The sequence below is a fragment of the Bradyrhizobium sp. UFLA05-153 genome, assembly GCF_054185185.1.
On sequence record NZ_JBBIAM010000050.1, the window covers coordinates 1 to 23,422 of the forward strand.

Below are 23,422 nucleotides of genomic sequence, written 5' to 3' on the forward strand. Positions count from 1 at the left end.
CTCAGCGGTGCCCATACTGCCGAAAACAAATCCTTGAAAAACACTGGCGCAAATAGATTCTGCCAAAGTAGTGCTAGCCCTTCGGCGACGCTTCCTCCGGCGCCATCGCCGCCCACGCGCTGGATGCGAACTGCCGCCGCCACGTCACGATGACGACCGCCGCCGTGGTCACGAACAGCACCCAGGGGCTGACGAACCAGCCGAGATAGCCGAGCGCGAAGAAGAAGGCGCGCTGGCCGCGGTTGAAGTGCCGGCCGGCCGATTCGAACAGGCGGGAGGTGCGGATGACGTGGGCTTCGGCTTCCGGTGTGCCGCGCTGGGAGGCCGGCGGCATGCCGCCGAACAGGATCGCGACATAGTTGAACAGGCGATAAGCCCAGGCGAACTTGAAGAAGGCGTAGACGCAGATCAGGACGAGGCCGACGCACTTCAGCTCCCACAGTGCGGGCGAGGGGCTGAGATCGACCGGCAGCTTGGAGAGGATGACGAGCGCATCGTTGGTCGCATGCAGCAGCGCCAGCGCGCCGCCGAGCGCGATGAGGCTGGTGGAGGCGAAGAAGGCGGTGCCGTTCTGGAGCGAGGCCATGATCTGCATGTCGACCATGCGCGCCTCGCGGTCGAGCAGCCGGCGCACCCAGACCTCGCGGTAGCGGTTCATGCGCGCCGACAGGCTGTCGCGGCCATAGGCCGAGTGCTCCAGCGTGGCGGCGTAGACCAGCCATTCCAGCACGAAAAAGCCGACCGCTGCCATGTCGACCCAGTATCCGCTCATTGTGATCCTCTCGTTGCCGCGCAGGATTGCCATGCATGTTCCGTCGCGGCAACGATTGATTGCGTGCACGCGATGGCGTTAAAAGCAGCGGCTTGATGGACCAGCATTTGAGAAGGACCAGTCACATGGCGCTGAAGCTCGCGATCGGCAACAAGAACTACTCGTCATGGTCGATGCGGCCATGGCTCGCGCTGCGCGCCAACGACACCCCGTTCGAGGAGGTCGTGATCCCGCTCTACACCGACAATCCCGCAGACAAGCAGCGCATCATCTCGTTCAGCCGCGCCGGCAAGGTACCGGTGTTGGTCGATGGCGACGTCACGGTGTGGGATTCGCTCAGCATCATCGAATACATCGCCGAGCGCTTTCCGGAGAAGAAGCTGTGGCCCGATGACGCCGCGGCGCGCGCACATGCCCGTTCAGTGTGCGCCGAGATGCATTCCGGCTTCATGGCGCTGCGCAGCGAATGCGGCATGAACCTGCATCGTCCGGTGCGTCCCGTGACACTGTCGGCGGATGCGCAGGCCAACGTCGCCCGCGTGCAGGAGATCTGGCAGCAGTGCCGCGAGCGCTATGGCGCGGGCGGGCCCTACCTGTTCGGCCGCTTCGGCGCGGCGGATGCGATGTATGCGCCGGTGGTACACCGCTTCCGCACCTATGCGATCGAGGTCACGCCGCAGACGCGCGCCTATATGGACACCATGCTGGCGCAGCCGGCATTCCAGGAATGGACGCGCGACGGGCTCGCCGAAACGCTGGTCATCGAGAAGTTCGAAACCGCGTAGGCGAGGCGGGGCCGGGCGCAGACAGGAATGTGATTGGGCGCAGCTTGACGGCCGGCCGGCGGGCGGCGCTCAATCGACGAAGAGAACGCGCATCAGCCGCAAGGGGAGACTGGCCATGGGAATCTTCGACGCGCTGGAAAACAACCCCGCGTTCCGCAGCGCGCTCGGCCAGCTTGGCGCAGCGGTGTTGCCGGCCGTGCTCAACGAGGTGCTCGGCAGCAACAACCAGGGCGGCCTGGGTGCCATCGTCGCCAAGCTCGAGCAGGCGGGCTTCGCCGATCAGGTCAAGTCGTGGCTCGGCAACGGCCAGAACCTGCCGATCTCGGCCGACCAGCTCCGCCAGGTGCTCGGCAACGACACGGTCAGGCAGCTTGCCGCGCGCTACAACATCCCGGTCGACCAGCTCAGCCAGATCCTGGCCCAGGAGCTGCCCAAGGCTGTGGATAATGCGAGCCCCGACGGAAAGCTGCCCCAGGGCTCGTGAGGTCGGCCCGTAGTTCTACGGTTCCGGGGTCTCATTGGTGGGCCCATGTGCCCGCTATCGTGCTGAAAATATTACAAAAATCACACATTTGCTATAGTGGCATAGCGCTGGCCAAGAAGGCCGGCCGCGTGCTATACACCGCGCCGGGCTTCCGGCCGGCCGCCGCAGCGGGACACGTGGGCGCGGCAGGCGTTGTTTGAGTGATGGAGAGGGTGTTGAAGCACAAATTCCCCGTGGGCGCGCGCGTCCTTTTCACGGCCAGCAATATCGCGCGCCCGGCCGCCAGCGGTACCTACGAGGTCATCCGCCTGCTGCCGACCGAAGGCGACGATTGTCAGTATCGGATCAAGAGCTCGACCGAAGCCTTCGAACGGGTTGCCAAGGAAAGCCAGCTCGCCCTGTCCTGATGCTACGCAAGGGTGGGATGACGAATTGGATGTTGTCCCGCCGTCAAAACGTCCGGTTCAAGTCAACATGGTGAGCGGGCTGCTGTCGCTTCGCGGGCAGTTACCATCACTGAATTTGATCTCGGCTCGCGTGAGGGGACGTCGCGCATGAACTGGGCATGGGCCAATTCGCTCGACGACATCTGGCGCTCGCCGGGCTTTCCGATGTGGCTGACGCTGGCGGCCGCCGGCTTCTTCAGCCTGATCCTGCTGATCACGTTGCTGCGCGCCGAGCGATCGGTCGCCAACGGGGCGCTGACCGTGATCACGCTGCTCGCGATCGGCATCGCGGGCGCTGCCACCATTCGCGCCTATGGACCGAGCGGCAGGGAAGCACCCGCGAACGAAACCCGCGCGAGGCCCGTGACGACCGCCGCGCTGCCCGCACTGTCCTGCATCGACGATCTGGCCGGCGACACCGTTCTGGCGGCCTGCGAGAAGGCGCTGTTCGGATCGCCTGAAGCGACCGCCGCCGCCGTCTCCTACACCGCGGCCCAGATCAGCCGTCTCACCGCGCTCGGCGATGTCGCTGCCGCCGGCAAGAACCCGCCCCCGGAACTCAAGGCGTTGCGACGGGCGATCGAGCACGACCGCTACGGCCTCGTCGCCCAGGTGCTGGTCGCCCGCGACGGCTGCACGCAATTCGATTGCGCCGCGTTCCGTTCGCTGACGGACCAGCAACAGATCGCCTCCAATATGGACGCCCATCTCTATGAGGGGCTGGTCGCGCGCTACGCATCGAACTGGAACACGCCGGTGGCGGCGATGCCGGGCGCCGTCGCCGCGCTGCCGCCTTCAATGCCGACCGGCAAGCCGACCAACGCGGAGTTCCCGAGCGCCGCATCGACGCCGGCGGTCAGCATCATGGCGCCGGAGCCAGCCACGCGGCCGGCGCCGCCATCGGGAACTGCGGCCGCACCGCCTGCGCGCGCGCCGGCGGCCACCGCGGCCCAGGCCTCCGCGCCGCCACCTGCGAAGAAGCAGCCTGCGCCGAAGGCCGCGCGCGCACCTGCGTCTGCGCCGGTTCAGATTGCGCCGGCGGCTCAGCCCGAGCAGGCTCCGGCTCCCGCGGCTGCGGATAACAATTAGTTCGGCTTTCAAAGGCGCGGCCGGCTCGCTAATGCTGGGGCATGCCACTACATCTGATCAAGCTCGCCGTCGGTTGCGACTCCGTCAAGGAATTGAAGGAGTGGATCGTCGAACGGATGCAGGCCGCCAAGAAGAAGGGCCTGCCGCAACACCACGTCCACGTCACCCGCATGGTGCCCAAGCGCGGTGACGAGATCCTCGCGGGCGGATCGCTCTACTGGGTGATCAAGGGCGAGATCGCTGCACGCGAAAAGATCATCGGCATCGAGCCGTTCCGCGACAAGGACGGCATCGGGCGCTGCCGTATCGTGATGCAGCCGAAGGTGATCTCCGTGTCGCCGCGGCCGATGCGGCCGTTCCAGGGCTGGCGCTACCTGACGGAAGATGCCGTGCCGCCCGATCTCGGCAAGGCCGCTGCCGGAACCATCGCGGCGATGCCCGAGCCGATGCGGCGCGAGTTGCGCGATCTCGGATTGCTCTGAACCGCCGCTACGGCGGCGTGACGAGGTGCAGCCGCGCCCAGTCGGTTGACGGCATCTCGATCCGGCGCCCGCCTTCGCCAAGACTGTCCACGATGTCGATCAGTTCCGGCTCGACGCCCATGTCGTGCAGGTATCGGCGGTACTGCTCGCCAAAATGCGCCGTCAGGCTCTCGCGCTGCTCGGCCGAGACGTTGGGCGCGACGCGGTTGCGGATGAAGCGACCCGACAGCACCACCTTCGCGCCCTGCGGCAGGCTGCGATGCACGCCGCCGGCGAGCACGAGCAGGCAGGTGAAGTCGCAGGCCGGGTCCGGCACCATCACCTTGGCGTCGAGCGGTCCGCCCGGACGCTTCAGCGCAAAGCATTCGGCCTCCGGCTTGCCGGCGCAGGCTTCGACCTCGGTTGCACCGGCGGTGGCGTCAAGGCCGCGGTCGCGCAGGATGCGGCCGAGACTGGTCGCGACATTGAGGTCGGACTCGCCCCAGCTATGGATGACGAGCGGCAGCTTGCGCCCCTGCTGGCGGTCGAGGATCGCGATCAGCCGCTTGTAGCTGTCCCACTGCACGGTGCCCTCGGCAGCGATCCAGTCCGAGCAGCCCGGTCCGCAGGCGCCGGCCGCACCATGGGCGACATAGAAGATCATGGCGTTGGGCGGCGAGCCGAACACGCCGATCGGCGGCCGCTGCTGCGCTTGTGCGGCGCCGCTGGCGGCGAGCGCCAGCACACAGCTCGCGATGATCGTGCGGATGGATGACATGCCCCTGCCGGTCGGCTTTCCGTACTCGCGCCGATCATCCATGCGGGCGAGGGACCGCGCAAGCGCAACCTGGGCGTCCTACACCGCGATATTGTCGATCAGGCGGGTGGTGCCGAGCCGGGCTGCCACCAGGATGCGCAGCGGCCCGTCCTTGCGCGAGGTGACCGGCGCCAGCGTCTCGGCATGGCGGGCTTCAAAATAGTCGAGCGCAAAGCCGGCCTTTTCGATCATCCGGGCGCCATCGGCCATCACCGGCCCGATCGCTTCGCCGGCGCGGATCCGCCCGGCGCTCTCCTTCATGGCGCGATAGAGGGTTGCGGCGCGCTGGCGCTCCTCGGCCGACAGATAGACGTTGCGCGAGGACATCGCGAGCCCATCACGCTCGCGCACCGTGCGCGAGCCAACCACCTTGACGCCGAGGTCGAGATCCCCGGCCATCTGCGTCACCACCCGCAACTGCTGAAAGTCCTTCTCGCCGAAGATCGCGACATCCGGGCGGCATTGCGTGAACAGCTTGCCGACGACGGTGGCGACGCCGCCGAAGAAATGCGGCCGGAAGCGGTCCTCGAGCCCGGCGAGCGCCGGTCCCTCCGGCACGATGCGGGTTGCAAAGCCATCCGGATACATCGCCTCGACCGTGGGGTGCCAGACGAGGTCGACGTCCTCCGCCGCAAGTTTCGCGATATCGGCGTTCCAGGTGCGCGGGTAGGCGCCGAAATCCTCGGTCGGCGCGAACTGCGTGGGATTGACGAAGATCGAGACGACGACCCGGCTCGCGCGTCGCCTGGCGAGGCGCACCAGCGACATATGCCCGTCATGGAGCGCACCCATCGTCGGCACCAGTGCGACCGTGGCCTTCCGCTTGCGAAGAGCATCGAGGCTGCGCCGCAGGGCAGGGACCGTGCGGGCGATCAGGGGGCTTCGTGGCATCTGGACTCTTGGCTCTGGAGATGCGGCTGATGCGGCGTTCCGCGGGCAGGGGCTAACCTTAACAAGCGGCACGGGTGGACGCCATGCACCTGCAGGAGTCAGAGAATGTTTCGCGTGAGCAACAATGTGGGCTCGACCACAGACGCGAAACACGCGCGCGATTCATGATTAAGAACGGCGCGTCGCGATTTGCATTTCCTGTCACGCATTTCACTTGACCGCAGACGCGGTCAACTTGAAGATAATTATTGGGGGCGTTGAGGATTCCTACATGCTTGTGCAGGCTAGCCAAGGCCAATTGGGCTCGGCGCACGTTGTCGTGCTCGGCAATGAGAAGGGTGGCTCCGGGAAATCCACCACTGCCCTGCATATCGCGGTCGCGTTACTCAAGGCCGGCCAGCGCGTCGCCACCATCGACCTCGACTGCCGCCAGCAGAGCTTTACCCGCTACATCAACAACCGTTCCGCCTGGGCGCGCCGCACCGGCCTCGCCCTCGAGTTGCCGGTGCATCGCTGCATCAAGCTCGGCGAGACCATGCAGATCGCCGACAACGAGAACTCCGAGTTCCTGCAGTTCATGGAGGCGGTCTCGGCGGTCGAGAGCGACTTCGATTTCATCGTCATCGATACGCCAGGCACCGACAGCTACCTGATGCGGCTCGCGCATTCGATGGCGGACACGCTGGTCACCCCGATCAACGACAGCTTCCTCGACTTCGACGTGCTCGGCACCGTCGATCCCGCCAACTATGCGGTGACCGGCGAGAGTCATTATGCCGAGATGGTCCGCGACGCCCGCCGCAAGCGCCGCCAGCTCGATGGTTCGACTACCGACTGGATCGTCGTGCGCAACCGCCTGTCGATGCTGGGCTCACGCAACAAGCAGCTCGTCGCCGACGGGTTGAAGGAATTGTCGCTGCGGCTCGGTTTCCGCTATGTCGACGGCTTTGCCGAGCGTGTCGTCTACCGCGAATTTTTCCCGCGTGGCCTGACAGCCCTCGACGATATCGACGAAGCAACCCTCGGCATGCGGCCCAATCTCGGCCACGTCACCGCCCGCGAGGAGGTGACGAGCCTGCTCCGCCAGCTCAAGCTGCCGCTCGACGAGCGCGGACGACGCCGCGCCGCCAACCGCGCCGAATGGTTCAGCCAGGTCGACAAGCCGCTCGAGCTTCACGACATCCTCGGCGCCTGACCAGGCGCGGTACGCTGCTACTTCCACTCAAGATTTTTCGATCGAGCCGCCGGTTCCTCGGGAACCGGGCAGGGCAATCGCGATTGAACCCGGCGCAGGCAAGTTGCGTCTGAAGGACAATTGTACCTAACGTAGTGGTCTTGGAATACCGTGCCCACAAAACGAGTGCAGCGCACAATGAAAGGGCTGCCGGTTCACAATTTTTGGTCTTCCCGTCACGACGCTGTGACATATATTAAGGAATAACCGACAAGGGGCCCAAGAGCCTTCAAGCAACACGATTTCAACTGGGATTTCAGGCCAGAAAAGCCTGAGGCTGAGGACGAAAATGAAGCGTGGAATTGCCGTACTGGTTTCGGTCACCGCCCTTGCGGGCATCGCCTATTTCACGGCGAACAAGTGGGCCATCAAGCACGAGACCATCACCTTCTACGATGCCTCGCGCGACAACCGTCCGGTGCCGGTTGACATCGCTGTTCGTCGCGATCGCGAGATGCAGGCGAACGCTGGCTTGATCACGCTGCCGGTCGCAGTCCTCAATCACGGCAACACCGTCAAGAACACCGAGTACGGCTTCCTCTCCACCGTCTTCGCGATGCGCGGCTATCTCGTGATGAGCCCGCAGCATGACCTGCCGACCGATCCGCCCATGGTGACCAAGCCGGGCGAACTCTATGTCGGCCGCCTGCCGCAGATCCTGCGCGGCGTGGCCAACATCCATCTGGCGCTGCATGACATGAAGGCCGTCCAGCCCAATGCCGACTACGCCAGGGTGACGATGGTCGGCCATTCCATGGGCGGCGACATCTCGATGTATTTCGCTAAGCAGTATCCGGACGAGGTCAAGAAGGTCGTGACCCTCGATAACCTGCGCGTTCCGTTCGTCACTGCCGGCAAGTTCAAGATCCTGTCGTTCCGCTCGAAGGATCCACAGTTCAAGACCGATCCCGGTGTGCTCCCGACCGACGAGGAGTGCGAGAAGGCGGGCATCACCGTCGTGAAGACGGACTTCCAGCACAACGATATGCGCGACACCGGTCCGGATGACGCGAAGAACTCGATCCAGGGCATGCTCGACAAGTTCCTGGCCGACACCGACAGCGAAGTGGCGCCCGTCGATACCCTCAGCGCGCCGCCCAAGGTGCTCGAGCCCGGTCCGGTCGCTTTGATGAAGCCCGCCAAGAGCTGACGTTTTTCCGTCGACCTCCGAATTTTTGACCTGCCAGGCCTCCGCTGCTGACCGCCGCGGAGGCCTTTGCACATTGACCGATCATGGTGCGCTCGCCAAATATTGGCCGTGTAGTCCAGCGTGAGAGCAGGATGTCCGGCGAACCGACCAAACCACGCAGCGGCGATGCCGTGTCGGCGCGGGCCGAGAAAGACGGCAAGTTGCCGCAGGCCAAGACCTCCACCAGCGACGACATCGCGGCCTTCGTCGCCAAGGCGCGCGCGATGTCGCCCCATGCGCCGGGCGCGAAGGGCCGGTTGATTTTCGCGCTCGACGCCACGATGAGCCGGCAGCCGACCTGGGACATGGCCTGTGCGCTCCAGGCCGACATGTTCCGCGAGGCGGCGGCGCTCGGCAGCCTCGATATCCGGCTGGTCTACTACCGCGGCTTCAACGAGTGCCGTGCGACGGGATGGATCTCCGACAGCACCAGGCTCGCGAGCCTGATGAGCAAGATCGATTGCCGCGGCGGCGACACCCAGATCGGCAGGGTGCTTTCGGAGGCGCGGCGCGAAGCGGCATCCTCCGGCGTGCGCGCGGTGGTTTTCGTCGGCGACGCCATGGAGGAGCAGGTCGACGAACTCTGTGCCAAGGCGGGCGAACTCGGCATGCTCAAGGTCCCCGTCTTCATGTTTCAGGAAGGCCATGATGCGACGGCCGAGCAGGCCTTTCGCGAGATCGCACGGCTGACCGGCGGGGCCTGGTGCAGGTTCGATCCGGGCGCCGCGGCTCAACTGCGCGAACTCCTGCGCGCGGCAGCCGCCTACGCCGCCGGTGGCCGCGAGGCGCTGCTCAGGCTGGCCAAGACGACAAGCGGCGCGGCCAAGCTGATCGGGCAGATGAAGTGAGGCGCTGGCCGTCCACAACGAAGTCCGGCCGCATGCTTTTTGCGAGCGAGGCGACTATATTGCGCTCATGCCGACCCTGATCGCAGGCGCTGTCGCCGTCGTTACACTTTACCTGCTGCTGCAGATGTTCCGTTCCGCCAATCCGGCGGTGCTCGCGCGCGCCATCAAGGTCGGCGGCGGGGTCGTGGCGCTGGCGGTCGCGGCCTTCACGGGGCTGCGGGGCGAATTGGCGGTCGCGATCCCGCTCGGCATCTTCGGTGCCGGCCTGCTCGGCTGGACGCCGCTCGCGAACTCCAGCTTCGGCAATATCGGCGGGCTGTTCGGTGGCGCGACGCGCTCGCCCGGGCAGACCTCGCGCGTTCGCTCGCAATTTCTGGACATGCGGCTGGACCACGAGTCCGGCCAGCTTGCAGGCGAGATCGTCGCCGGGCCTTACGCCGGGCGTTCGCTCGACGAGTTCGATCTCGCCGCGCTGCTTGCGATGTGCCCCGCCTTCGATGCCGAGAGCGTCGCGTTACTTGAAAGCTATCTGGACCGCCGGTTTCCCGCCTGGCGTCAGAACGCGCAAGGAGATGCGGCAGGGCGGCAGAGCCGCGCGGCGCCGAGCGGCAAAATGACGGCGGAGGAGGCCTATCAGATCCTTGGCCTGCAGCCGGGAGCGGGGCGCGACGAGATCGGACGGGCCCACAAGACCCTGATGAAGAAACTGCATCCCGACCAGGGGGGCTCGACGTATCTCGCTGCCCGGGTAAACGAGGCCAAGGATACTCTGCTTCGCACGCATAACAGCTAACTCCGGCAACCAACGCTACAAACGCCCGTACCGCGTCAGCTCCGTATTGCTCTGTCTGCCGTCGCCCCGATGCCCGCCATTATCGGCGTGGTCGATCCCTTGAGCAAAATCTTAACCGTAAATCGTTGACGAGAGGTTGTTGCGAGACGGTCTTCGTGCCTGCCTGAAACGATAATGCCCGCGCATGAGGCGCGGGCATCGGACCGGATCGATTTGCTCGCCGTCAGTTGCGGACGGTGATGCAGGAGATTTCGGCCCGCTTCAGCGTGCGGCAGACGGCTTCCGCCTGATCGCGCTCCAGGCCGGCAAAGCGGGCGCGGAACAGCTTGCGATTGTCCTTGGCGACGACCTCGGTGAAGGGATCGGCCTTGCTGAGCAGGCCGCGGGCCGAACTGCGGGCGGCTTCGATGCGCTGCTGCGCCTCGTTCTCGCTCTCCAGCGCTCCGACCTGAACGATCCAGCCGCTGTGCGTGACCGGCCTGGTCGTTGCGCTCGTCTGGATCGGCTGCGGGGCCGGCTCGACCGAGGCGAGTTTTGCGGTAGGTGCGGGCGCGGACGCCGCAGCGCCGGAAGCCGGCAGGACACCGAGGATGCCGTTGCCGGTACCAAAGCCCGGCGGCTGCGGCGGCAGGTCGCTGCGGACCGCGTCAGGCTTGGCGATGACGTCCGGCTTGTTGACGATGTCGGCCTTGGCGACGACGGCGCCGGAGGTTTCCGCGACTTCGGCGCGCGCGGTGGAGATCGTGTTGGTGATCGGCGGGGCCGGTTGCGACGGGGCGGCGGACGCGACCTTCACGGCGCCGGCCTTGACCTGGACCGTCTTCACCTTGACCGGCTTCATCGGCTCGGACGAGCCCGGAATGATCGAGAGCGGCTGGCTCGAGATCACGCCATTGGTCAGCGGCGCGGGTTCGACCTTGGATTCGACTGCCTTGGGCTCTGGCTTGGCGGCCGGCGGCATCGCCGCGGTGGCGGCGGCAAGCGTGGCGAGGCGCGAGGCGGGCCGTGGCGCGGGCGCTTCGGGAGCGGGGGCGGAGGCCTGGACCTGCGGTGCCGCTCGCGCCGGTGTGTCGGAGGCGTCGGCGACGTCGGTGCTGGTGTCGGCGCCATTGCGCTCGGTGATGGCGGCCACGGTGCGGCTGCCCGCGCCCTTCTCGAGGTTCTCCGCGAGCAGGTTGCGCATGATGGCGTCGCGCGAGCCGCCGCTGCGGCCGCCCAGGACCACACCGACCAGGAAGCGGTTGCCGCGGTGAATCGAGCTCACGAGATTGAAGCCGGAGGCGCGGGTGTAGCCGGTCTTGATGCCGTCGACGCCCTCGACGCTGCCGAGCAGGTGATTGTGGCCCGTGATCGTCCGGCCACGGAAATTGAAGGCCGTGGTCGAGAAGTAGCGGTAGTAGCGTGGGAAGCGATCCTGGATCGCACGGCCAAGGGTGGCCTGGTCGCGCGCCGTCGTGTTCTGTTCGTCGTTGGGCAAGCCCGAGGCGTTGCGATAGACCGTCCTGGACATGCCGAGCGCGCGCGCCTTGCGCGTCATCATGCTGGCAAAATCGTCTTCGGTGCCGCCGATATATTCGGCGATGACGACTGCGGCGTCGTTGGCGGAACGGGTGACGAGGCCCTTGATCGCGTCCTCGACCCGGATGGTCTGGCCGGGGCGCAGGCCCAGCTTGGTGGGATCCTGATCGGCGGCGTGTTCGGACACCGGCATCTCGGTGTCGAGCTTGACCTTGCCGGACTCCAGACGCTCGAACAGCAGATAGAGCGTCATGATCTTGGTGAGCGAAGCGGGGTGACGAATTCCGTCGGGGCTCGTCGCTTGCAGCGTCGCGCCGGAATTGCCGTCGACGATGATCGAGGCGAATTGCGGGCTGTAGCTCTCGCCGGAGTCGCGATGCACGCGATGATGCGCATAGTGCCGGCCGCGGTGGCGGCGCGCTTCGGCAGCATCGCTGGTGAAGATGACCGCGGTGGTGACTGTAAGAAGCCCGAAGACTCCAGCCCGCGCCAAGCGCGAGGAAGACCAGTTCTTACGAAGCATGAAACCCCGTCCCCGTTTCTGACTTGATCACCGGCTCGTGAGGCAAAATTGTGCCCTCCAGATCCGGGACCATGACCTGCTTGAACCGCCAATCCGCCAGCGCTCATCGCCGGCAATCGAAGCTCAAGCCGCTGTTCTGGCTAAGGCGATGTTCGCAAACGGCTTTTGACCGCCTGTCGGAAGCTGAACACGTCCAGGGAATCAGGGTAGGGGCGCCCGGTTTCCAAAAGCTTAAGGAACCCTTGCGTAGATAGCCCGGAATCACTTCAAGTTGCATGTATTATTGTGCGTCGCACAAATATTCTTGACTTTTTTGTGCGTTGCACTAATTATGGGCAGCGTCAGGTGGCCTCAAGGAGAAATCCAAGGCTTGAGATATCCAAGGCTTGAAAAATCTAAGGCTTCCGGACGAGAGCCAGGGAAAAAAGGATTCCATGATGTTCAAGGTTGAAGACTTTCAGAACTACGGGAAAGAGCAGTTCGAGCAGTGCGTGGCCTCTGCGAGTTCGGTGCAGCACGGCCTCCAGGCGATCGCCAGCGCCTATGGCGACTACACCAAGAAGTCGTTCGAGGACACCAAGTCCTTCGTTGAGAAGCTTTCCGGCGTGAAGTCGCTGGACAAGGCGCTGGAAGCGCAGACCGATTTCGCGCGCTCCGCCTACGAGACCTTCGTTGCGGAATCGCAGAAGATCGCCGGCCTCTACAACGACCTCGCCAAGCAGGCGTTCAAGCCGGTCGAGACCATCGTCTCGAAGTTCACCCCGGCCGCTCACTAACTCTTCGTCAAGTCTTGGAATCGGAAAAGCCCGGCTGGTTCAGCCGGGCTTTTTTCGTGGACGCGTTTGCGAGGGCTATTGCGAGCCCCCGAGCTTGCCGAGCGCAATGCCGATCGTGTCGAAGTCGTCACGATCCGGGTCGAGCTCGTCAGCATGAAGAACTTGTCCGAGCGGCTCGCGCAGTTCTGCAGATGGTGTCAAATCGTCGTCGACTGGATTGTCGAGACCGTCGAGCTGTTGCTTGCGCACGTTGGCTTGATGGTCGCTGCGGTTCGTGACAGCGCCGGCGAGGCTTCGTCGGTGAAGAGCGCGCAATTGAGTGGTTGGTTAATTCGACCGTAGAAGACCGGACGTGCCGGCCTGCGAACTGGTTGCCGCGGGTCGACGTCGGGTTCCTGGTTGAGGGCAGAGAAACCTGCCGACCGGATTTTTTTGTCAAACGGGTCCGGATTGATTAACCTTGGTCAGGATCGCCAGGGACCGGGAATCGGGACCGCCGTGCGGCCGCATCGCTCCAGCCTCTGCACGCTTGCGGCGGGCCGGGGGCGGGCCCATATTCACCGTTGCCGTTCCGGTGAGGACCGGACCGGTCGGGAGCGGCGATCGAACAAGACGGCTCGCCTATGCGAGGCTCCGATGGCGGGGCAGCGCGGCGGGCTGCCATACGCTTCCGTGGGGATTTTGAACGCCTGTGCCATGCCGCAACTAACTTCCAGCCTCGATCTGCCCGCGTCAGCCGTCGCCTATGCTCCCCGGATGAGCAATGACGAGAACCGTTCTAATGGTCCGTCCGGCCCGAGCACCTCGGTCATCACCAAGGTCAAGCCCAAGACCAAGCGGCCCAACCTGTACCGGGTGCTGATCCTGAACGACGACTACACGCCGATGGAGTTCGTGGTTCTCGTGCTGGAGAAGTTCTTCAACAAGGACATCGAGGCAGCGACCAAGATCATGCTGCATGTCCACCATCACGGCATCGGCGAATGCGGCGTCTTCACCTACGAGATCGCCGAGACCAAGGTCACACAGGTGATGGACTTTGCCCGCAAGCACCAGCACCCGCTGCAATGCGTGATGGAAAAGAAGTAGGCGCGTCCCGAGTTACTGCGTGTTCTGACATTCGTGTCACCCCGTTCGTCATCCTCACGGCCGCCATGGCCGGCGAACTACGGGGAGTAGGGGGACTGGCGCCAACCCTGCCCAAATAGGAACGGGTTTTGCATCGAAAATACCGCGCGTGAGTCCAGTGTCGCGGAACCGATCTTTTGCCGCGATCTTGTATAACTATATGTGACAAAGGTTGTTGTTGCCTGACCGGGCGATGGCGATCATGATGGTGGGGGCCACAGAGGACGCGAATGCCGACTTTTTCTCAAAGCCTTGAACAATCCCTGCATCGTGCACTGGCGATCGCAAATGAGCGTCATCACCAATACGCGACGCTCGAACATTTGCTGTTGTCGCTGATCGATGACTCCGACGCAGCAGCCGTGATGCGGGCCTGCAGTGTCGATCTCGACAAGCTGCGCACCAGTCTCGTCAACTATCTTGAGACCGAATTCGAAAATCTGGTGACGGATGGCGCCGACGACGCCAAGCCGACGGCCGGTTTCCAGCGCGTGATCCAGCGCGCGGTGATTCATGTGCAGTCATCCGGTCGCGAGGAAGTGACCGGTGCGAACGTTCTGATCGCGATCTTCGCCGAGCGCGAGAGTCACGCCGCGTATTTCCTGCAAGAGCAGGACATGACGCGCTACGACGCGGTCAACTACATCAGCCACGGCATCGCCAAGCGGCCGGGCGTCTCGGAAGCGCGCCCCGTTCGCGGCGTCGACGAGGAGACCGAGACCAAGGGCAACGAGGACTCCAAGAAAAAGGGCGAGGCGCTCGAGACCTACTGCGTCAACCTCAACAAGAAGGCGCGCGACGGCAAGATCGATCCGGTGATCGGTCGCAATTCCGAGATCAATCGCGCCATCCAGGTGCTATGCCGCAGGCAGAAGAACAACCCGCTGTTCGTGGGCGAGGCCGGTGTCGGCAAGACCGCGATCGCGGAAGGCCTTGCAAAGCGCATCGTCGACAGCGAGGTGCCGGAGGTTCTGGCGGCTGCAACCGTGTTCTCGCTCGACATGGGCACGCTGCTCGCGGGCACGCGCTATCGCGGCGACTTCGAGGAACGCCTGAAGCAGGTGCTGAAGGAGCTCGAGGCGCATCCCAACGCCATCCTGTTCATCGACGAGATTCACACCGTGATCGGTGCGGGTGCGACGTCGGGCGGCGCGATGGATGCGTCGAACCTGCTCAAGCCGGCGCTCGCCTCGGGCACCATCCGCTGCATGGGCTCGACCACCTACAAGGAATACCGCCAGCATTTCGAGAAGGACCGCGCATTGGTGCGGCGCTTCCAGAAGATCGACATCAACGAGCCGACTGTCGAGGACGCGATCGCGATCCTCAAGGGGCTGAAGCCGTACTTCGAGGATTACCACCGGCTGAAATACACCAACGAGGCCATTGAGGCCGCGGTGCAGCTCTCCTCGCGCTACATCCACGATCGCAAGCTGCCGGACAAGGCGATCGACGTGATCGACGAATCCGGTGCGGCGCAGATGCTGGTTGCCGAGAACAAGCGCAAGAAGACGATCGGCATCAAGGAGATCGAGACCACGATCGCCTCGATGGCGCGGATCCCGCCGAAGAGCGTGTCGAAGGACGATGCCGAGGTGCTCAAGCATCTCGAGCAGACCCTGAAGCGCGTCGTGTTCGGCCAGGACAAGGCGATCGAGTCGCTGTCCGCCTCGATCAAGCTGGCGCGTGCCGGCCTGCGCGAGCCGGAGAAGCCGATCGGTTGCTACCTGTTCTCAGGGCCCACCGGGGTCGGCAAGACCGAGGTCGCAAAGCAGCTTGCCTCCAGCCTCGGCGTCGAGCTGTTGCGCTTCGACATGTCCGAATACATGGAGCGGCACACCGTGTCGCGCCTGATCGGCGCGCCTCCGGGCTATGTCGGCTTCGACCAGGGCGGCCTGCTCACCGACGGCGTCGACCAGCATCCGCATTGCGTGGTGCTGCTGGACGAGATCGAGAAGGCGCACCCCGATCTCTACAACGTGCTGCTCCAGATCATGGACCATGGCCGGCTCACCGATCACAACGGCAAGCAGGTCAACTTCCGCAACGTGATCCTGATCATGACCACGAACGCCGGCGCGGCCGATCTCGCCAAGCAGGCCTTCGGCTTTACACGCTCCAAGCGGGAAGGCGACGACCACGAGGCGATCAACCGGCAGTTCGCGCCGGAATTCCGCAACCGCCTCGATGCCGTCGTCTCCTTCGCTCATCTCAATGCCGACGTGATCGGCATGGTGGTGGAGAAGTTCGTGCTCCAGCTCGAGGCGCAACTCGGCGACCGCGACGTCACGATCGAGCTGTCCGAGGAAGCCAAAGCCTGGCTGATCAAGCACGGCTATGACGAGCAGATGGGTGCGCGGCCGATGGCCCGCGTGATCCAGGAGCACATCAAGAAGCCGCTCGCCGACGAGGTGTTGTTCGGCAAGCTCAAGGGCGGCGGCCATGTCCGCGTCGTCCTGGTCAAGGACGAGGCCGACGCCGAGAAGGACAAGATCGGCTTCGAGTTCGTCGAGGGCCCGGTCACGCCGAAGCAGGAGAAGCTGCCCGGCGCCCGCAAGCGCCCGCCGTCAGGCAAGTCCAAGCCGGGCGGTCCCGGCGGCCCCTCCAAGGGGCCGACCTCCAAGGGACCGCTGGTCAAGGTTTGATAGGGAGCGTCATGAACTGAAAAAAGGCCGGCTGTGAAGCCGGCCTTTTTGTCGATCTGCGGAGCAGGCTTATTAGGTGCCCGCCTCGGGTGCCCGCGGCGGGCGCGGCTTTCTCGCAGCTGGCGCCGGCGCCAGCGGCGGAGGAGCCTTCGGCTGCATCGTGACGATGACGGGATTGGGCTTGTGATCGGTCGCCGCGCCCGTGACCGCGTCGACGCCCATGCCCACGACACCTCCCAGCAGCAGATTGCCGGCGAAGCCGGCGGCTCCGGCCCCCGGTATGTCGCGTTGCAGCTGCACGACCTGCGACTCGTAGCCGGGCTTCTCGAAGGTAATGGAAATGTCGGCGTTGCGCTTGGCGACGACCGAGCATGGCGTGGTGCAGGTGGTCGGCACTTCAAGTCCGGAAACCACGGCCTCGACGCCAGATGGTGTTGATGAAATGGCGATATTTTCCGTCGTGCCGCGCGTCACCGACGCGCAGCCGCCCAGCATGACGCCGAGCGCCACAATTCCAAAGATACGCATGAAATGCCCCTAAATCCCCGCTGCAATCAAGCGCAACCAACGCGCGCGGGCAAGTGGCAGACACGCCAAATGGTTAAGCCACGCACAGGTTGTGCCGCGGACGCGCGGGGGGCGGCGCGCTAGTCCCCCTTCATTCGCTGCCGTCCTGAATCCGCGGGCGCTCCGCGCCACGGGCACCGGCGGGTGACAGTCTCAGGTTGGTCGACCCGGGACAGTTCCAGCGCGAGCCCAATGCGCGTCCGGGCGCTGCGTCCGCGTTAGTTCGGCTTGCGCGGCTCCTGAATCGCCTTGAGATAGTTGACCACGGCCTCGGCATCGGCACGCTCGAAACGGAAGGTCGGCATGAAGCGGTGAATGCTGCTGTAGCCCTCCTGCAGGCGCTGCACGAAGTCGGCGTCGTAGAGCTTGTTCTCGCCCAGGGTACGGAACGCCGGGGCTCGGCGGTTCCGGCTTGCGCCGGACGTGCCCACCGCGTGACAACGTGCGCACATCCTTTGCAGGAGAGCCTGGCCGTGCTGCTGCTCGGCATCCAGCGCGTGGCTCGGCGTGGCGGACAGTGCGGCGACGATCGCAAGTAAGGGCAGCGATCGCTTCATGCGTCCTACCAGCGCGCCGTCGCCTTGCCGAGGACATAGAGCGCGATCAGACCCGCAGTCACCGCCGTCGAGAAGATCAGAACGTTGCGATCCCAATCGATCCGCTTTCTCTCCTCTCTGTTGAGGCTGAGGGCGGTGAACAGTGCCTTCATGGCAAACCGGCGCATCGGCGATCCTCGCTCATAGACGATGGCACGTCCGGCGAAGATCGGCTTGATGCACGTCAATGCGTCACGCGCATGCAACCGGGGGACCGGCTGCACGCGATGTCAGCTATCCGCCCCAGTTCTTGTAGGGACTGTCATACGTTGCATCGGGTTGATAGCTCGGCGCGGACAGATAGGGGGCCGGTGCCCGAGGCGGCGCATAGCCAAAACTCGACATGGGATCCCTGTACACGCGAGTGGCAGGGTCAACGGCATAGTGCCGGTGCGTGCGATGCGCCGGAGCGGCGTTGGCAGCACTCGATAGCGCGATCAGAAGGCTCAAGAGCAAGACGGGACGCATTGCGTTCTCCCCGGGTGGAACCTGATACCGACCTTAGGTGAGGTTCGCCTTGCGGCGCCGCAATCTCTCCCGGCTTCACGATCAGTCACATCGGCGGCATCGGGGGCGGCGCTGTGGCGTCAGCGGCCTAGTGCTTGCCGAACCATTCCTCGTAAATCCGCTGATACGCATCGCTCTCGCGCAGCGCGAGAAGGGCCTCATTCACGTGCTTACGCAGCGGGCTGCCGGTCGGAAAGACGATGCCGTAGTCCTCCTTATGGAAGACGCTGCCGACGGTCCGCGCCGATCCCCTGCCGTCGTGAGTTGTGTAGTAAAGCAGCGCCGGTGAATCGAAGACGACCGCGTCGACCTCCTGATTCAGCAAGGCGCCGTAGAGGTCATCGATCTTCTCAAACTCACGGACCTGAGCCCTGACCTCGTTCAAATAGATGGTTGCCGTGCTTCCCCGTGTCGTGCCGACGATCTTGCCGACGAGATCCTGCGGACTGTTGATCGGTCCCCTGATCTGCTGGATCGTCAGCGATGCGGTGAGTTGCGCCGTATAGAACGCCACGAACACCACGCCCGTGAACATCCACAGCACGGCGACGATGCGAGCGATCCAGTGCCGGGGCATTTGATCCGCCTGGGTCGCCAGCGTGCCGGCGGCCCAGAACATCGCGTGGAAGATTCCCGGAAAATACCGGCTGGTTGGAATGATCCCGTTGTGATGATGCCGCTCCACCAGGAAAATCAGATGCGCCGGTATGAGGATCAGGAGCAGCGCAATGCCAAGCCAGATCAGGAGAGTGCGGGAGAAGAACAGCTCCACGAACTCGAGCAGCGGATTCGGCTCGACATTGGCGGCGGTACCGCGCACCAGGATCTGTAGTCCCGAATTCAGGATCGGTTGCGAGAAGTCGAACCTGTTCTCGCGCTCGGATGTGATCGAGATGGCTGCGATTCCGAGATCTGCCCGCCCGCTTTCCACGGCGGCAAGCAATTCACCGACGTCGGGCGTGATGACGTACTCGGTCTCGCGATGCAGCCGCTCCCCGATGCCGTTCCAGAGCTCGATGCTGAAGCCGCTCAGGGTGCCGTTCTTCTCGATGACCAAGGGAGGGACTATTCGGGTCGCGACCCGGAGCTTGGTGGTCCCTGGCTTGGTAGTCCCCTCCTGGGCCGTGGAGCAGGAGATGCAGGCAAATAGCGCCAATGCAAGCCCGAGGGCCGCGTTGCGCGCGAGCATCTGGAACAGCCGGACGGTCCCAGCACGAAAACGGACCGCAGGATTGGCGCGAGGCTTCAAATCGTTTCCCGGTTGTGCCCTCGTTGTCAGCGTGTGCTCCGCGGTCGTGTTGGTTGCTGCGAAACGGTGGCCAGTCTAGTGCGGCAATAGGCTCTGCCGGAAGTCGCGCGGCGACATTCCGAACTGCTCGCGGAAGACGCGGCCGAAATGCGAGAGGTCATTGAAGCCCCACGCGAACGCGATTTCGCCGACCTGACGGCCTGCGAGCGCGGGTGAGGCGAGATCGCGCCTGCATTGGGCAAGACGCTCCGCAAGCACATAGCGCTGGAACGAGGTGTGCTCCTGACTGAGGAGATCGTTGACATAGCGCGGCGAGATGCCAAGCGCGGCCGCGGTATCCGACAGCGTCAGATCGGGGTCAGTGAGATGACTGCGGATATGCGCCTTCAGCCGGTAGAGCAGGGCCGAGCGATGCGTCGAGGAGGGCGGCGCCGTCTTGCCGAGCCGGTCGCTCAGCACCATGGCGACGAGATCGACCGCCTGCTCGGAAAGCGCGACGGCATGCTGCGGATCGATCTGATCGGCGCTGTGGCAAAGCCTGAAGATGAAATCGTAGGCGAGCTTTTGCAGCGGTGCGTCGGAGCCGAACGAGATCGCCGTCAGCGCCTCGGTGGCTCCGAGGCGCCGCTGCAGCATCTCGCGCGGCAGCTTGAAGATGGTCTGCGTGAAGGCGTGATCGAACTTCAGCTCATACGGGCGCGTGGTGTCGTAGAGTGCGAACTCGCCGGGATGGATCACGGTCTCGCGGCCGTCCTGCACGACGCCGCCGACGCCCTGATTGCCAAGCGCGACGAGAACGAAGTCGAGATCCGAGCGGGCGATCCGCGACGGCGTGCGGAAGACGTGCTGGCGGTCCGAGCAGACATCCGAACAGACCGCGCGCCCAAGCGAAGCTTGCGTCACCGAGCCGCGGAAGGCGCTGCCGAGATCCGACTTGCAGTCGAGCTCGACGAAGACGTCGCAGACGATGTCCTGCCAGAGCGCCAGGCGCCGGTGCCCGGGGCTGCCGTCCGTCGTGAACTGGATGGTCATGCGCGGGCCTCCCTTTCACGAACTTGGATTGGCCCCCGCGCAGGGAAATTCGGTACCGCCGTCCCGGTCGAATTTTCATGCCGTGGCAGTCGAGCAGGCCTGGTCCAGCCGTGGCCCAATAGACTGCATCGGACGTCTGCCGCGATCAACCGGAAAGCGGCGCGTCCCAGTGGATCACGTGGAGGCGGGAATGGGCATCGAACATCCGAAATACAAAGTCGCGGTGGTGCAGGCGGCGCCGGCCTGGCTCGACCTCGACGCGTCCGTCGACAAGTCGATCGCGCTGATCGAGGAGGCCGCAAGAAAGGGTGCGAAGCTGATCGCTTTCCCGGAGGTGTTCATCCCCGGATACCCCTGGCATATCTGGCTGGATTCGCCGGCCTGGTCGATCGGCCGCGGCTTCGTGCAGCGCTATTTCGACAATTCGCTCGCCTACGACAGCCCGCAGGCGGAGAAGCTGCGGCAGGCCGTGCGCAAGGCTGGCCTGACCGCCGTCATCGGGCTTTCCGAGCGCGACGGCGGCAGCCTCTACATCGCGCAATGGCTGATCGGGCCAGATGGCGAGACCATTGCAAAGCGCCGCAAGCTGCGGCCGACCCATGCCGAGCGGACCGTCTATGGCGAGGGCGACGGCAGCGATCTTGCCGTCCACGACCGCCCCGACATCGGACGTCTCGGTGCGCTGTGCTGCTGGGAGCATCTCCAGCCGCTGTCGAAATATGCGATGTACGCCCATAACGAGCAGGTGCATGTGGCGTCATGGCCGAGCTTCTCGCTCTACGATCCCTTCGCGCCCGCCTTGGGAGCGGAGGTCAACAACGCTGCCTCGCGCGTCTATGCGGTGGAGGGCTCCTGCTTCGTGCTTGCACCCTGCGCAACCGTCTCGCAGGCGATGATCGATGAGCTCTGCGACCGCCCGGACAAGCATGCGCTGTTGCATGCCGGCGGCGGCTTTGCCGCGATCTACGGCCCCGACGGCAGCCAGATCGGCGACAAGCTGGCACCGGATCAGGAAGGGCTTCTGGTCGCCGAGATCGATCTCGGCGTCATTGGCGTCGCCAAGAATGCGGCCGATCCCGCCGGGCACTATTCGCGGCCCGACGTGACGCGGCTCTTGCTCAACAAGAAGCCGTATAAGCGGGTCGAGCAGTTCGCGTTGCCGGTCGACACCGTCGAGCCCGCGGACATCGCGGCGGCAGCGAGCTGACCAGGGATGCAGAGCGTCAGTGCCGGACGTTCAAGCGGCACGCGTCGTGCAGTAGGCAACCAGCTCGGGGTGGGCGGCGCAGATATGATGCGCGCCGGCGTCCCTGAGCTCGGTCTCGCTGCCATAGCCGTAGAGCACGCCGATCGCGGTCAAGCCGTTCTTGCGCGCGCCGACCACGTCGTGGCTGCGGTCGCCGATCATGATGGCCGCTTGCGGATCCACTTTCGCGGTGTCGAGGGCGTAGCGCAGGAGATCGCCCTTGTCGACGCGGGTGCCGTCGAGCTCGGATCCGAACACCTGCTCGAAATAACGCTTGAGGCCGAAATGATCGACGATGCGGCTCGCATAGACGACCGGTTTGCTGGTCGCCACGAACATGCGCGCGCCCGTCGCCGACAGCGTGGATAGAGTCTCCTCGATGCCGGAATACGCCTCGTTCTCGAACAGGCCGATATCGGCAAACCGCTCGCGATAGAGCAGCAGGGCCCGGTCGGCGAGCTCATCGGTTCCGGTGAGTTTTTTCAGGCTCGCATGCAGCGGCGGCCCGATACACCAGGTCAATTCGTCCTCGCTCGGGACGTGCTGTCCGAGCCGTTCCAGCGCATACTGGATCGAGCGGGTGATCCCGGGCTTCGGATCGGTCAGCGTGCCGTCGAGATCAAAATAGATTGTAGCCATTCCGCCCCGGCCTACGTTGATTATGCCGCCAGTTGCTAGTTCGCTTAGTCTCCGAGTTCAAGTCCGATATCGCCGGTACCATGCCGATGACACGAGCCCGATTTGCGCTCTGCCAGGCCGCCACCGCGCTGTTCCTGGTCGCGCCGGCAGCGGCATGGGACAATTCGCCCGCGAAGACCAATGTTGCCGTGCCGAGCGTCGAGGAGCTCGCGATGCCGCCGGGCAAGCCCGCCGAGGCGGCGCGCGAGAGCGATACACGGGAATCGATCTGCCTGATCATCGAGGCCGCCGCGCGCGACGCCAATCTGCCGCTGGAATTCTTCGCCCGCGTGATCTGGCAGGAGAGCCGGTTCCAGAGCGACGCGGTGGGGCCTGTGACGCGCAGCGGCGAGCGTGCGCAGGGTATCGCGCAGTTCATGCCGGGCACGGCGAGCGAGCGCGGGCTCCTTAATCCCTTCAATCCGGTGCAGGCGCTGCCGAAATCGGCTGAATTCCTCAACGAGCTGCGCAACCAGTTCGGCAATCTTGGTCTCGCGGCTGCTGCCTACAATGCCGGGCCGAGGCGGGTGCAGGAATGGCTCGCGGGCACCGGTCCGATGCCGGAGCAGACTCGCAACTACGTCTTCGCCATCACCGGGGCGACGGTCGACGCTTGGGCCAAGGCCGGCGCGACCGGCAAGGGGCCGCCGAATGCGCCGACGACGAGCTGTCGCGATCTGATGGCGCTCCTGAAGCGCGCGCCAAACCCGTTCGTCGCCGAGCTCGAGCAGCATGTGGAGCTTGCCGCCGCAAAAGTCTGGGGTGTGCAGCTCGCTGCAGGCTTCGACCGCAACAGGGCGCTGGCGATGTATTCCCGCGCCGTGACGCGCCTCAGCGCCGTGATCGGCGACCGCGATCCGAGCCTGCTGTCGTCCGTGATGCGCAGCCGCGGCACGCACGCCTTCTACCAGGTGCGCATCGGAGCCGATACGCGGCCAGAGGCGGATGATCTCTGCAACCGCATCCGCAAGGCGGGGGGCGCCTGCTTCGTACTGAAGAACCGGGGCGTGACGGGATAGGGGGTATCAACACCTGTCATTCCGGGGCGCCGCGAAGCGGCGAGCCCGGAATCCATAACCACCATCGTGAGTATGGATTCTCAGATGCGCAATTGCGCATCATAGCTCGCGCCCAAGGGGGCGCGCCCC

Annotated in this window: 26 protein-coding genes; 14 read left to right on the top strand and 12 right to left on the bottom strand. The window is 64.7% G+C overall.

Annotation, left to right across the window (positions count from 1 at the left end):
* Positions 1 to 73 precede the first annotated feature (73 nt).
* A complete protein-coding gene (locus Q2941_RS26730) occupies positions 74 to 772 on the bottom strand; it encodes a DUF599 domain-containing protein (protein WP_027523035.1) in 699 nt (232 codons plus the stop codon).
* A gap of 125 nt (positions 773 to 897) precedes the next feature.
* On the opposite strand from Q2941_RS26730, the gene Q2941_RS26735 reads away from it, so the two are divergent.
* The 5 genes from Q2941_RS26735 (at position 898) to Q2941_RS26755 (ending at position 4,058) form a co-directional block, all read left to right on the top strand.
* Entirely contained in the window at positions 898 to 1,557 is a 660-nt protein-coding gene (locus tag Q2941_RS26735) for a glutathione S-transferase family protein (RefSeq protein WP_458194219.1), read from the top strand.
* Positions 1,558 to 1,648: 91 nt separating this feature from the next.
* Complete coding sequence (locus Q2941_RS26740; protein ID WP_479684032.1) at positions 1,649 to 2,041, top strand: YidB family protein; 393 nt, start codon at positions 1,649 to 1,651, stop codon at positions 2,039 to 2,041.
* A 203-nt stretch (positions 2,042 to 2,244) separates the two neighbouring features.
* Positions 2,245 to 2,448: a hypothetical protein gene (locus Q2941_RS26745; RefSeq protein ID WP_156944292.1), complete on the top strand. Its 204-nt coding sequence runs from the start codon at positions 2,245 to 2,247 to the stop codon at positions 2,446 to 2,448.
* A gap of 147 nt (positions 2,449 to 2,595) precedes the next feature.
* Positions 2,596 to 3,576: a hypothetical protein gene (locus tag Q2941_RS26750; protein ID WP_458194221.1), complete on the top strand. Its 981-nt coding sequence runs from the start codon at positions 2,596 to 2,598 to the stop codon at positions 3,574 to 3,576.
* 41 nt (positions 3,577 to 3,617) lie between these two features.
* A complete protein-coding gene (locus tag Q2941_RS26755; RefSeq protein WP_458194222.1) occupies positions 3,618 to 4,058 on the top strand; it encodes a DUF1489 family protein in 441 nt (146 codons plus the stop codon).
* A gap of 7 nt (positions 4,059 to 4,065) precedes the next feature.
* On the opposite strand, the gene Q2941_RS26760 is transcribed toward Q2941_RS26755, so the two are convergent.
* Together Q2941_RS26760 and panC are read right to left on the bottom strand one after the other, a co-directional pair.
* Positions 4,066 to 4,815, bottom strand: coding sequence for a hypothetical protein (locus Q2941_RS26760; RefSeq protein WP_458194223.1), 750 nt, complete (start codon positions 4,813 to 4,815; stop codon positions 4,066 to 4,068).
* A gap of 78 nt (positions 4,816 to 4,893) precedes the next feature.
* Positions 4,894 to 5,745 carry a pantoate--beta-alanine ligase gene (gene panC, locus Q2941_RS26765; protein ID WP_458194224.1) on the bottom strand — a complete coding sequence of 284 codons (852 nt, stop codon included), beginning with the start codon at positions 5,743 to 5,745 and terminating at the stop codon, positions 4,894 to 4,896.
* 271 nt (positions 5,746 to 6,016) lie between these two features.
* Between panC and Q2941_RS26770 the strand changes: the two genes are divergently transcribed.
* The 4 genes from Q2941_RS26770 to Q2941_RS26785 all read left to right on the top strand — a co-directional run bounded on the left by Q2941_RS26770 (position 6,017) and on the right by Q2941_RS26785 (position 9,809).
* Complete coding sequence (locus tag Q2941_RS26770) at positions 6,017 to 6,940, top strand: division plane positioning ATPase MipZ (protein WP_458194225.1); 924 nt, start codon at positions 6,017 to 6,019, stop codon at positions 6,938 to 6,940.
* Positions 6,941 to 7,268: 328 nt separating this feature from the next.
* Positions 7,269 to 8,129: an alpha/beta fold hydrolase gene (locus Q2941_RS26775; protein WP_027523026.1), complete on the top strand. Its 861-nt coding sequence runs from the start codon at positions 7,269 to 7,271 to the stop codon at positions 8,127 to 8,129.
* 131 nt (positions 8,130 to 8,260) lie between these two features.
* Positions 8,261 to 9,016, top strand: a complete 756-nt coding sequence (locus tag Q2941_RS26780) for a vWA domain-containing protein (RefSeq protein WP_027523025.1) — start codon at positions 8,261 to 8,263, stop codon at positions 9,014 to 9,016.
* Between the two features lie 67 nt (positions 9,017 to 9,083).
* Positions 9,084 to 9,809, top strand: coding sequence for a DnaJ domain-containing protein (locus Q2941_RS26785; RefSeq protein WP_027523024.1), 726 nt, complete (start codon positions 9,084 to 9,086; stop codon positions 9,807 to 9,809).
* 223 nt (positions 9,810 to 10,032) lie between these two features.
* On the opposite strand, the gene Q2941_RS26790 is transcribed toward Q2941_RS26785, so the two are convergent.
* Positions 10,033 to 11,850, bottom strand: coding sequence for a serine hydrolase (locus Q2941_RS26790; protein ID WP_458194226.1), 1,818 nt, complete (start codon positions 11,848 to 11,850; stop codon positions 10,033 to 10,035).
* Positions 11,851 to 12,287: 437 nt separating this feature from the next.
* On the opposite strand from Q2941_RS26790, the gene Q2941_RS26795 reads away from it, so the two are divergent.
* Positions 12,288 to 12,626 (top strand): phasin family protein, encoded by a 339-nt coding sequence (locus Q2941_RS26795; protein WP_027523022.1) that lies wholly within the window; start codon positions 12,288 to 12,290, stop codon positions 12,624 to 12,626.
* Between the two features lie 75 nt (positions 12,627 to 12,701).
* On the opposite strand, the gene Q2941_RS26800 is transcribed toward Q2941_RS26795, so the two are convergent.
* On the bottom strand, positions 12,702 to 12,875 hold the full coding sequence (locus tag Q2941_RS26800) for a hypothetical protein (RefSeq protein ID WP_458194227.1): 174 nt from the start codon (positions 12,873 to 12,875) through the stop codon (positions 12,702 to 12,704).
* Positions 12,876 to 13,382: 507 nt separating this feature from the next.
* Here Q2941_RS26800 and clpS point away from each other — a divergent pair.
* Positions 13,383 to 13,715 carry an ATP-dependent Clp protease adapter ClpS gene (clpS, locus tag Q2941_RS26805; RefSeq protein WP_027523020.1) on the top strand — a complete coding sequence of 111 codons (333 nt, stop codon included), beginning with the start codon at positions 13,383 to 13,385 and terminating at the stop codon, positions 13,713 to 13,715.
* Between the two features lie 269 nt (positions 13,716 to 13,984).
* Positions 13,985 to 16,399, top strand: coding sequence for an ATP-dependent Clp protease ATP-binding subunit ClpA (clpA, locus tag Q2941_RS26810; protein ID WP_458194228.1), 2,415 nt, complete (start codon positions 13,985 to 13,987; stop codon positions 16,397 to 16,399).
* 72 nt (positions 16,400 to 16,471) lie between these two features.
* Here clpA and Q2941_RS26815 read toward each other — a convergent pair whose 3' ends face one another.
* From Q2941_RS26815 to Q2941_RS26840, 6 genes are all read right to left on the bottom strand, one after another.
* Complete coding sequence (locus tag Q2941_RS26815) at positions 16,472 to 16,927, bottom strand: peptidase associated/transthyretin-like domain-containing protein (RefSeq protein WP_458194229.1); 456 nt, start codon at positions 16,925 to 16,927, stop codon at positions 16,472 to 16,474.
* Between the two features lie 257 nt (positions 16,928 to 17,184).
* Positions 17,185 to 17,523 carry a c-type cytochrome gene (locus tag Q2941_RS26820; protein ID WP_458194230.1) on the bottom strand — a complete coding sequence of 113 codons (339 nt, stop codon included), beginning with the start codon at positions 17,521 to 17,523 and terminating at the stop codon, positions 17,185 to 17,187.
* A 5-nt stretch (positions 17,524 to 17,528) separates the two neighbouring features.
* Complete coding sequence (locus Q2941_RS26825; protein WP_458194231.1) at positions 17,529 to 17,786, bottom strand: hypothetical protein; 258 nt, start codon at positions 17,784 to 17,786, stop codon at positions 17,529 to 17,531.
* A 10-nt stretch (positions 17,787 to 17,796) separates the two neighbouring features.
* Positions 17,797 to 18,030: a hypothetical protein gene (locus Q2941_RS26830; RefSeq protein ID WP_156944287.1), complete on the bottom strand. Its 234-nt coding sequence runs from the start codon at positions 18,028 to 18,030 to the stop codon at positions 17,797 to 17,799.
* Between the two features lie 127 nt (positions 18,031 to 18,157).
* Positions 18,158 to 19,318 (bottom strand): transporter substrate-binding domain-containing protein, encoded by a 1,161-nt coding sequence (locus Q2941_RS26835; RefSeq protein WP_156944286.1) that lies wholly within the window; start codon positions 19,316 to 19,318, stop codon positions 18,158 to 18,160.
* 75 nt (positions 19,319 to 19,393) lie between these two features.
* Complete coding sequence (locus tag Q2941_RS26840; RefSeq protein ID WP_458194232.1) at positions 19,394 to 20,350, bottom strand: AraC-like ligand-binding domain-containing protein; 957 nt, start codon at positions 20,348 to 20,350, stop codon at positions 19,394 to 19,396.
* A gap of 190 nt (positions 20,351 to 20,540) precedes the next feature.
* On the opposite strand from Q2941_RS26840, the gene Q2941_RS26845 reads away from it, so the two are divergent.
* Positions 20,541 to 21,557 (top strand): carbon-nitrogen hydrolase family protein, encoded by a 1,017-nt coding sequence (locus Q2941_RS26845; protein WP_458194233.1) that lies wholly within the window; start codon positions 20,541 to 20,543, stop codon positions 21,555 to 21,557.
* A 30-nt stretch (positions 21,558 to 21,587) separates the two neighbouring features.
* Here the strand turns inward: Q2941_RS26845 and Q2941_RS26850 are convergent, their stop codons facing one another.
* A complete protein-coding gene (locus Q2941_RS26850; protein ID WP_027523014.1) occupies positions 21,588 to 22,235 on the bottom strand; it encodes an HAD family hydrolase in 648 nt (215 codons plus the stop codon).
* Between the two features lie 86 nt (positions 22,236 to 22,321).
* Between Q2941_RS26850 and Q2941_RS26855 the strand changes: the two genes are divergently transcribed.
* The gene (locus Q2941_RS26855) at positions 22,322 to 23,293 is read left to right on the top strand and encodes a lytic transglycosylase domain-containing protein (RefSeq protein WP_051389745.1); all 972 of its coding nucleotides are present in this window, start codon (positions 22,322 to 22,324) and stop codon (positions 23,291 to 23,293) included.
* Positions 23,294 to 23,422 lie beyond the last annotated feature (129 nt).

Bases quoted from the DNA above. Each gene is read 5' to 3' on its own strand.
- Q2941_RS26760 (WP_458194223.1), bottom strand. From the start codon at position 4,815: ATGTCATCCATCCGCACGATCATCGCGAGCTGTGTGCTGGCGCTCGCC.
- Q2941_RS26775 (WP_027523026.1), top strand. From the start codon at position 7,269: ATGAAGCGTGGAATTGCCGTACTGGTTTCGGTCACCGCCCTTGCGGGC.
- Q2941_RS26750 (WP_458194221.1), top strand. From the start codon at position 2,596: ATGAACTGGGCATGGGCCAATTCGCTCGACGACATCTGGCGCTCGCCG.
- clpS (WP_027523020.1), top strand. From the start codon at position 13,383: ATGAGCAATGACGAGAACCGTTCTAATGGTCCGTCCGGCCCGAGCACC.
- Q2941_RS26795 (WP_027523022.1), top strand. From the start codon at position 12,288: ATGTTCAAGGTTGAAGACTTTCAGAACTACGGGAAAGAGCAGTTCGAG.
- clpA (WP_458194228.1), top strand. From the start codon at position 13,985: ATGCCGACTTTTTCTCAAAGCCTTGAACAATCCCTGCATCGTGCACTG.
- Q2941_RS26735 (WP_458194219.1), top strand. From the start codon at position 898: ATGGCGCTGAAGCTCGCGATCGGCAACAAGAACTACTCGTCATGGTCG.
- Q2941_RS26845 (WP_458194233.1), top strand. From the start codon at position 20,541: ATGGGCATCGAACATCCGAAATACAAAGTCGCGGTGGTGCAGGCGGCG.
- Q2941_RS26785 (WP_027523024.1), top strand. From the start codon at position 9,084: ATGCCGACCCTGATCGCAGGCGCTGTCGCCGTCGTTACACTTTACCTG.
- Q2941_RS26850 (WP_027523014.1), bottom strand. From the start codon at position 22,235: ATGGCTACAATCTATTTTGATCTCGACGGCACGCTGACCGATCCGAAG.
- Q2941_RS26755 (WP_458194222.1), top strand. From the start codon at position 3,618: ATGCCACTACATCTGATCAAGCTCGCCGTCGGTTGCGACTCCGTCAAG.
- Q2941_RS26840 (WP_458194232.1), bottom strand. From the start codon at position 20,350: ATGACCATCCAGTTCACGACGGACGGCAGCCCCGGGCACCGGCGCCTG.
- Q2941_RS26770 (WP_458194225.1), top strand. From the start codon at position 6,017: ATGCTTGTGCAGGCTAGCCAAGGCCAATTGGGCTCGGCGCACGTTGTC.
- Q2941_RS26745 (WP_156944292.1), top strand. From the start codon at position 2,245: ATGGAGAGGGTGTTGAAGCACAAATTCCCCGTGGGCGCGCGCGTCCTT.
- Q2941_RS26780 (WP_027523025.1), top strand. From the start codon at position 8,261: ATGTCCGGCGAACCGACCAAACCACGCAGCGGCGATGCCGTGTCGGCG.
- Q2941_RS26815 (WP_458194229.1), bottom strand. From the start codon at position 16,927: ATGCGTATCTTTGGAATTGTGGCGCTCGGCGTCATGCTGGGCGGCTGC.
- Q2941_RS26830 (WP_156944287.1), bottom strand. From the start codon at position 18,030: ATGCGTCCCGTCTTGCTCTTGAGCCTTCTGATCGCGCTATCGAGTGCT.
- Q2941_RS26790 (WP_458194226.1), bottom strand. From the start codon at position 11,850: ATGCTTCGTAAGAACTGGTCTTCCTCGCGCTTGGCGCGGGCTGGAGTC.
- Q2941_RS26730 (WP_027523035.1), bottom strand. From the start codon at position 772: ATGAGCGGATACTGGGTCGACATGGCAGCGGTCGGCTTTTTCGTGCTG.
- panC (WP_458194224.1), bottom strand. From the start codon at position 5,745: ATGCCACGAAGCCCCCTGATCGCCCGCACGGTCCCTGCCCTGCGGCGC.
- Q2941_RS26855 (WP_051389745.1), top strand. From the start codon at position 22,322: ATGACACGAGCCCGATTTGCGCTCTGCCAGGCCGCCACCGCGCTGTTC.
- Q2941_RS26820 (WP_458194230.1), bottom strand. From the start codon at position 17,523: ATGAAGCGATCGCTGCCCTTACTTGCGATCGTCGCCGCACTGTCCGCC.